Annotated in this window: 1 protein-coding gene; it reads left to right on the forward strand. The window is 47.0% G+C overall.

Annotated features, from left to right (window positions below; all coding sequences use genetic code 11):
• Window positions 1–609 (forward strand): DDE-type integrase/transposase/recombinase (locus R2K26_RS15415; RefSeq protein WP_316523448.1); only part of this gene is annotated, 609 nt, incomplete at both ends.

Genomic DNA, 609 nt, shown 5'->3' on the forward strand with positions numbered 1-609 from the left:
CGAAATCGTAGAACTGCTGTCCAGAGACTATGAGGTTCAGGAACTGTGCTCTCTCATGGGCGTCAGTCGGTCCGGCTATTACAAGTGGAGGAAACGGGACAAGAGTACGCGGGATCTGAAGCGTGAAGAAGTTATCGCGTTAGTCTCCGAAGTCCATAAGGCCCATCCATCCCACGGCTACCGTTGGGTAGCGGCTTTTATACGAGTCAATTATCAGCAGAATATAAGCGATAACTATGTGTACAAGGCCTTTCGTTTTCTGGGAATAAAAGCAAAAACCAAGCATCAAGTACATTATCGCCCCAGAAAGATACGAGATCTGTATCCAAATCTTATCTTCACAACTTGGGATACCGTAGATCGACCTCGCCAGGTCATTGTGTCAGATATGACGGTATTAAAGCCGTGGATATTTTATCTTGAGCTGACACTCTACTTTGATGTGTTTACGAAACAGATACTCACATGGAAACTATCTGAACGCCGTGGTGGGCGGGAGCAGTATCTGGACGGTCTTGCGGATGTCGTTGAGCTGCTGCGTGGGAAGAAAGAACCAACCATTATCCATACCGACCAAGGCTCTGTGTATTCCTCAAAAGCGTACAACGA

Origin of the sequence: Neglectibacter sp. CSJ-5 (assembly GCF_032490475.1) — a bacterium.
GTDB classification, from domain to species: Bacteria; Bacillota; Clostridia; order Oscillospirales; family Acutalibacteraceae; genus Hominenteromicrobium; species Hominenteromicrobium mulieris.